Annotated in this window: 2 protein-coding genes; both read right to left on the minus strand. The window is 38.4% G+C overall.

All coding sequences use genetic code 11. The features are described 5' to 3' along the window. Nucleotides 1-372: 372 nt before the first annotated feature. Nucleotides 373-2,898, minus strand: coding sequence for a DEAD/DEAH box helicase family protein (locus RLO81_RS14155; RefSeq protein WP_350112858.1), 2,526 nt, complete (start codon nucleotides 2,896-2,898; stop codon nucleotides 373-375). After that, nucleotides 2,888-3,109: a helix-turn-helix domain-containing protein gene (locus RLO81_RS14160; RefSeq protein ID WP_502880455.1), complete on the minus strand. Its 222-nt coding sequence runs from the start codon at nucleotides 3,107-3,109 to the stop codon at nucleotides 2,888-2,890. The genes RLO81_RS14155 and RLO81_RS14160 overlap by 11 nt, the downstream gene beginning before the upstream one ends. Nucleotides 3,110-3,398 lie beyond the last annotated feature (289 nt).

Below are 3,398 nucleotides of genomic sequence, written 5' to 3' on the forward strand. Positions count from 1 at the left end.
TAAGCATTCTTGAAAACATCTCTAAAAAGCTGGGGTATATTAGGATTCTTCTCCATCTCTTCCAATGCCTCTGCATATAAGCTTAGCATTTCAGCGGAAGTAACTTTTGAGTTGAAAAGATTATCCCAGCTAAATTTCTTGAATGGTACTTCAATATCCTTTTTAGGATCTTTCGGATCAGGAACCGTGTAGTCATTGAAAAACTTAGGTTCCCCCCTAACTCCACCGCCTCTTTGTCCATGTCGTACATGAACTTGTAAATAAGTGCTATAGTGATTTGTTCTATTTGTGATTTAGGATCGGGCAGTTTACCAACAAGTATATCCCTACATTCGTCTATTCTGGATTTGGTCTCTTTATCTAACATATTGGCTAAGCGGCAAACTGTTCTAGGTTAATGTAATCGTTGATGTATTCTGGAATTATTTTTCTGTAATTCGGATCGACTGATTTAAACTGTTCAATGGTCATTGTTGGGCTTGTATGCAACGAATGAAAGTCTTTGGTCTCAATGATGGTCCTGATATCCTGATCCACCACATAAGCTTTGAAGAAGTACTTTAATGCCCTAACATTTACATCCTCATTTGGTGGATATATAGAAACAAACTTGTCAAATTCTTCTTCAAGAAGTTCATCTTTCGATTTAAATTTTGGTATGATTCCAAAGATCTTCTCCACTACTTCACGCACAGAAAGTTTTCTATCTAGCTTGGCTGCCTTTCTTAGTTTATCAAGGTTGAAATACTCTTCAGGCTTGTCAAAAATCTCATTTTGAACGTGACTTATCACTTGATCCCAGTTACCCAGCTCAACGTGTTTTTTGATAATGTCATCTGTCGTGATTCGATCTTCAAACTTTTGGAAAAGCATCCGGTCTATTTTCATTCCTCCATAACCGACTTCTTGTTCATGCACAAAACTTAATGGATCAGGAATGTAACTTTCATACTTATCAATATCTACACCTTCGCCACCTCCTTCTCCTTTATTTTTAGGTTTTGGAAGCTTGATTTTTTCATCATAGTCAAATTTCTCTTCGAAATATTCACAATTTGCGAAGAAGTCAAAGAATTTGAATATCTCTTTTTCGTTCTGGATAGTCTCTTCTTCTCCAACCTCATTCTTATGCGTGAATTCGAAGGTGTGTTTTCTGGTACCCCTTCCCTTGATCTGGACAAAATCTGCTGGACTGAAAATGGGTCGCATCATGCAAAGATTGAGTAAGTCGGGGCAGTCGTAACCAGTAGTCATCATTCCAACTGTAATACAAACTCTGGTTTTGCATGATTTATAACCCTCTAACCAGCTGGTCTTTCCATTCAAGTTGTTGTTGGTGAAATTGATGGTCATTTGTTGTGCGTCAGCCACCTGGGAAGTGACTTGAACTGCAAAATCAGAATTGTATTTACCTGGAAATAGTTTCTCAGCTATATCATTCAATATTTCTGTGATCTTTCTAGCATGATTTTGACTTACGGCAAAAATGATGGTCTTACCTATCTCCGCTGTAATTGGATCTTTTAGAGCATTTTCTAAGAAGGTGCTACAAAAGACTTTGTTCGTTTTGTCTGAGAAAAACTTCTTTTCAAAATCTCTGGAAACAAATGTCTCTGTTTCTTCACCTTCCTCAGTGACCATCGCTACGGAATATCCCTCATCGGAAAGTAACTGAGTGGTAATTTCAGTTCTTGCATCGAGTACGCGTGGATTGATCAAAAATCCATCTTTCACGCCATTCAATAATGAATATCTATATGTTGGATCCCCACCTTCACAACCAAATGTAGAGTAGGTATCACGTAACATTCTCCGTTCAATTTCCCTAGGATCGTTTTCTTTAACCTTGTCTGGATCAACACCTTTTAAATAATCTTTCGGTGTGGCAGTTAGACCAAGCTTATATCCATGGAAATACTCGAAAACAGCTCGTGCATTACCGGAAATCGATCTGTGTGATTCATCAGAGATAATCAAGTTAAAATCAGTAGGATTGAATAGTCTTCGATATTTATTATCAAACATCAATGACTGAACAGTTGTGACAATGATGTCAGCTTTGTGCCAGTCGCTTTTATGTTCCTTGTAGATGTACGTGGTATAGTCTGGTGACAGATAAGCTACAAAGTTCTTGTAAGCCTGATCTTCCAGTTCAATCCGATCAACAAGGAATAATACCCTTCGTGCATTTTCAGTTCTTAGAAATAGTCGAATTACCGCCGCGGATGTCAAGGTCTTACCTGTTCCGGTAGCCATTTCAAAAACAAACCGATCTTTTCCTTTAGAAACAGCATCTTGAAGAGCCTGAATCGCTTTTAACTGATAAACCCTAAGAAACCTGAGCCCATTACTCCAGATAAAATTCTTACTTGTTTCAATGGTACCATTCCAACCAGGTCGCTGTAGGTAGTCAGGCATTTGAACTTTTGCAATGAAGTCCCGATCAACTTCCTCATTGACAAGTGCCGCTCTATCTGGTTTCCATTCTTTTATAGCTCCAATCTCTTCCGGAGAGGGAAACTTGAATATTGACTTTGGGTTTCCCTTTTCAAGATTCCATAAGTAATGAATAATTCCATTAGAGAGAATGATAAATTGAGCTCCTACCGTTTTAGCATACTTCCTTGCTTGTTCTTTAGCAACTAATGGATGAAGACCTTCTTTTTTGGCTTCTAGAACACAAATTGGTTTTTGATTGGAATCCTCTAAGAGAAAATCTAGTGATCCATTTTTCGTGTTTTCGTAATCCTTACCCCATGCATCAACCTCGGTTTGGGTAATCTTCACATGGTTTTCCAACAGGATATTAGCCGGTCCTTCTTCTGTATCAAAGAACCGCCAACCAGCTTCCTCTAAAAGCTTGTTTATTTTTATCCGTGCATGGGCTTCATTTTTCATCTTTACTACTAACTAATAAATCTTTTGCATCAACATCTAATATTTCTGCTATCCTATATAGGTCTTCTAAACTTGGCTGTCTCCTATTCTGGACATAGCTATTCACCATGTTGTAACTTTTACCCATCTTCTCAGCCAGCCAGGTTTGCTTTAACTCCTTTTCCTTTAAGACCTCTTTAATCCTATTCATCTGCTTGAAATGATATCTCATTAAGTGAGATATTTGTGAATCTAAGGAAAAACTTACATACAATACCATGTTGTCTAAAGAATTAATTGCCCAAAGGGAGATCGAATTGAATAAGTCCATCCCATTCACCTACCCGGAGAAACTCCGGAAACCACACTTTCTCGTCGTAAAGTTGAAGGAATACCTGAAGGGAGAAAAACCCGATAGTTGGCAGAACCCGGGAATGATTTGGTCACGACGGAACCTGAGTGTCAACACCACCAGAGCGGTTAGTAAGCGAGCCATACTCTTTATGGACACGCTAATTAAG

This window comes from Fulvivirga sp., assembly GCF_040220315.1.
Classification (GTDB): domain Bacteria; phylum Bacteroidota; class Bacteroidia; order Cytophagales; family Cyclobacteriaceae; genus Fulvivirga.